The sequence below is a fragment of the Variovorax sp. 20P10.2.4 genome (assembly GCF_058244205.1).
Map to the genome: position 1 here is coordinate 1 of NZ_JBZAYE010000638.1, position 4,046 is coordinate 4,046.

Below are 4,046 nucleotides of genomic sequence, written 5' to 3' on the forward strand. Positions count from 1 at the left end.
AGCGTCTCGCCCGCGTGTTCCTCGGCCGCGCCGCGCTCGAGCAGCGCCACGGCCTCGGTGCCGCGTTCCAGCAGCGCGGTGGCCGTCATCTTGTAGTGGCCCCAGAAGCCGCTCGAATAGCTGAGCCGCACCTTGGCGGCCTGCGCGGCGGCGGCGGCATCGGTGATGGTCAGCAGCAGCCAGTGCAAGGTCTCGCCGCTGTCCTTCTCGCCGGCCAGCCGCAGCGCGAGCGCGTTCGAGAGTTCGGGGCGTTCGGGCAGCAGCAGCGCCGCCAGCGGCTGGCGGCTCGGATGCAGCGAGGGCAGCGCGGCCTCGATCAGGTCGGCGCACTGCTGCCATTCGGCCTCGGGTGCGGTCGAGAGCTGCTCGCGCAGCACTTCCTCGGCATCGCCCACGGCGCCGTACCAGCCGTGGTTGACCGCCTGGCCGGGGTTGCCCGAGAAGCGGCTGCGCCACTTCTTGGCCTGCTGGTCGTAGCTGCCTTCCACCTGCAGGCGCAGCGCCGACAGGTAGACCTCGATCGCGCCGGCCAGCCCGTACTGCGCGACCAGGTACTGGATCAGGAACACCACCGAGCCGGCCTTGTCGCGGCGCGTGTTGTGGTCCATGAAGGCCAGCAGCAGCGCATCGGCTTCGGCATCGGGCGCCGGGGTGGCGGGCTTGTCGCGCGCGAGCATGCGCTCGGCCGCGGGCCGCAGCGCGGCATCGGTCGCGGCCAGGTCCAGCGGCAGCTCGAGGTCGTTGCAGGCCCGGATCCAGGCCTGCGCCAGATCGAGCACCGGACGGGTCGAGGGAAAGCGCCGCGAGGCATAGGCGAACTCGCGCGTTTGCGCCGTGATGCGCAGCGGCGCGCCCTGCGCGAGCCAGGGCGGCGCGCCTTCGGTCACGGGCTGGACGGGCGTCTGGCCGTGCGCGGCCACCGTGCGTTGCGCGAGCTCGCGCGCCGCATCCTGCGCCTTCTCGCGCACCTCGGCGGTGGTGCCCCAGCCCGACAGCAGGCCATGGGACTTGAGTTCCTCGAAGGCCATCGTGGCGCCTTGCTCGCTCACGCCGTACTGGCGCTTGAGAGCGGCGGCCGAGAACTTGTCGCCGGTCTTGACGCTGCCGTCCTCGATCGCGATGCGCACGGCCTCGACGACGCGCTCGCACTGGCTGTCGAGGCTTTCGCTCGCGACGGGCGGCGGTGCCGGCGTGGCGGGTGCGCTCGCGGTGGCGACCGCGGCCTGAGCCGGTGCCTGGGCGGGTGCGGTGGCAGGCGCCGCGGCGGGTGCGGCCGCAGGCGCTTCCGCCTTCGGCTTGGCCTCGGTCTTGCCGATGCTCGCATCGGCGCTCACGCCGACTTCCTTGTAGCCCTTGCCGGTCTTCTCGCTCACCAGCTTGGTCAGCGCGGTGGCGGTCTTCGCGGCATCGGCGAAGGACTTGGTCTGGCTCTGGCCCGCGGTGCCGATGCGGCCCCAGCGGATGTTGAGATCGTTCTCCGCCTGTTCCACTTCCCAGAACTTGCTGGCGGTTCCCTCGATCAGTTCAAAACGGCGCATGGAAAGAAAATCCTCCTGGGGTTCGTCGATGAGCGGACATCAAGAAGCGTTGCCGTACGCAAGCCTGGAGGCAGGATAGGCGCGCCATGTGAACGCCGCGTGCAAGCGGCGCATCGAAGGGCGCGGGGGTTCAAGACGCAGGCGCCCGATGGGCACCCGGCAATCGCGTGCTGCGCGCCGGAGCAATCGGGAAAGGACAACGCATGGGCGCGATCATGCCCGCGAGGCACGCTCGCGGGCACCTCCAAAAGTCGCAAGGCTACGTAGGGCGTCGGGAATGTACGAAGAAGGTTCTGACGTTCGCGCGTCGACGGTCCGGGACGGCTCAAGAAGGCGCGTGCGCGCTGCCCGGCTCCGCGATCCTGCGGTGTTGCTCGGCCAGCGCGGGCGAGGGCATCACGCGCGACAGCGCCACCTGCATCTTGTTGCGCCAGCCCGCGATCACGCCGCTCTCGCCCTTCATCAATGCCTCGAAGCCTTCCCTCGCCACCTCGGCCGGATCGGCCTTGTCGGACTGCTGGCCCACGCGCGTGTCCAGGGTCTGTCGTCCATCAAACGCCCTCGCGAAGCCCTGTTGCGCGGGGCAGTGCAAGGCGCCCTGAGCGCTGCGTAGCGTGCTACGTGAGCGAAGGGCAACGCCGCAATGCACCGCGCAACAGGGCTTCCCTCCGGGCTGGCCCCGCCATACGGCGGCTACTTTGTCGGCCGGCTTGCCCATGGGTGGCCATGGGCTACGCCGCCCTTCGCGTATCCACCGCATGGCGGGGCCAGCGCGAGGGCGTTTGATGGACGACAGACCCTGGCATGTCGGCGCGCGCGAAGAAGTGGGTGTCGGTCACGCCGGGCATCAGGCAGGTCACGGTCACGCCCGTGTCCTTGAGCTCGTTGCGCAATGCCATCGCGAAGGAATCGATGAAGGCCTTGGTGCCGTTGTAGACCGCCTGGAACGCGCCGGGCTGGAAGCCCGCGATCGAGCCCGTGATGAGGATGCGGCCCTGGCCGCGCTCGCGCATCGCGCGGCCCACGCGCTGCACCAGGTAGAGCGTGCCGGTCACGTTGGTGTTGATCACGTGCTGCACGTCGTGGAACTCCTGGTCGAGGAAGCCATGGCCCAGGCCGTGGCCCGCGTTGGCGAACAGCACGTCGATCGGCCGGTCCTCGCAGGCCGCGAGCAGCGCGTCGACGCCGTCGCGCGTGGCGAAGTCCTCGCGCACCGCGAACACGCGCGCGCCCAGCGCGCGCAGGTCGGCTTCGGCCTGGGCCAGCGATTCGTCGGCGCCGATCAGCAGGTCGTAGCCATGTTCGGCCGCGCGCCGCGCGAGCTGGTAGCCGATGCCCGAGGAGGCGCCGGTCACCAGCGCGAGCGGGCGGCGTTCGGCGCCGGGGAACACGTCGGGGGAGGGTGTCTGCATGCCGGTCTCCTGCGTTGCACCGCGTGGACGCTGCCGGAAATCGGCCGTGGCGCGCCGTGCATGGAAGCCAGCGTAGAAGGCCCGCGCGCCTTCCATGTAGGAATGTGTACCGAGCGCGCGCCCGCCGTGGCGGGACAGCGCACGCAATTGCTTGCAGCGGAAACCCCGGCGTAACCTGTGGCCGGGGCTCGAACGCTTCAGATCTCCGCGCCCTCGACCAGGAAGCGCACGCGCCGCACGCCCTGCCATTCGTCGGCGTCGAGCCGGAATGCCAGCTTCACGCGCGGCGGCAGCGGGTCGGTGTGGCCGAACCAGATGCCGTCGATGGGCTGGCCCTGGTGGCGCAGCTTGAGCGCGAGGTGCCGCTCGCCGACCAGCCGCTGCGACACCACCTCGACCTCCTCGCTGAAGGTGGGCGGCGCGAAGCCCTGGCCCCAGACCTCGCGGTGCAGGGTGTCGATCAGGTCCACGCGCAAATACTCGCGCGAGATCGGGCCGTCGGTGTCGATGCGGCGCGTGAGCGTGGCGGCATCGAGCCATTCGTCGGCCACCTGCGCGAGCGCGCGCTCGAAGGTCTGGAACTGCTCGCGCGCGACCGTGCAGCCGGCCGCCATCGCATGGCCGCCGAAGCGCAGCAGCACGCCCGGATGCCGCTTGGCGACGAGGTCCAGCGCATCGCGCAGGTGAAAGCCCGGGATCGAGCGGCCCGAGCCCTTGAGCTCGTGCTCCTTGCCGGGCGCGCCGCTGGCCGCGAACACGAAGGTGGGCCGGTGGAAGCGTTCCTTGATGCGCGAGGCCACGATGCCGACCACGCCCTCGTGGAAGTCGGCATCGAACACGCTGATGGCAGCGGGCACGGTCTCGGTGCCTTCGCCGTCGACCGTGAACAGCGACTCGGCCAGCAGCAGCGCCTGGTCGCGCATGCCGCCCTCGATGTCGCGCCGCTCGCGGTTGATGCCGTCGAGCAGGCGCGCGAGCTCGTCGGCGCGCGCGGCATCCTCGGTCAGCAGGCATTCGATGCCCAGCGTCATGTCGGCCAGCCGGCCGGCGGCATTGATGCGCGGGCCGAGCGCGAAGCCGAAGTCGAAGGTGGTGG

General features: G+C 70.8%; 4 protein-coding genes. All 4 read right to left on the bottom strand.

Translation table 11 applies throughout. The annotated features are described in order from the left end of the window. Window positions 1–1,538, bottom strand: a 1,538-nt coding sequence (locus AC27VN_RS34725) for a WGR domain-containing protein (protein WP_490879542.1), incomplete at its 3' end; no start/stop codon positions are given. Window positions 1,539–1,863: 325 nt separating this feature from the next. Then, window positions 1,864–2,064 carry a hypothetical protein gene (locus AC27VN_RS34730; protein WP_256222898.1) on the bottom strand — a complete coding sequence of 67 codons (201 nt, stop codon included), beginning with the start codon at window positions 2,062–2,064 and terminating at the stop codon, window positions 1,864–1,866. A 205-nt stretch (window positions 2,065–2,269) separates the two neighbouring features. Then, window positions 2,270–2,950 (bottom strand): SDR family NAD(P)-dependent oxidoreductase, encoded by a 681-nt coding sequence (locus AC27VN_RS34735; protein ID WP_093352195.1) that lies wholly within the window; start codon window positions 2,948–2,950, stop codon window positions 2,270–2,272. A 197-nt stretch (window positions 2,951–3,147) separates the two neighbouring features. Continuing rightward, the coding region (locus tag AC27VN_RS34740; protein WP_490879543.1) for a single-stranded-DNA-specific exonuclease RecJ at window positions 3,148–4,046 on the bottom strand (899 nt) is incomplete at its 5' end.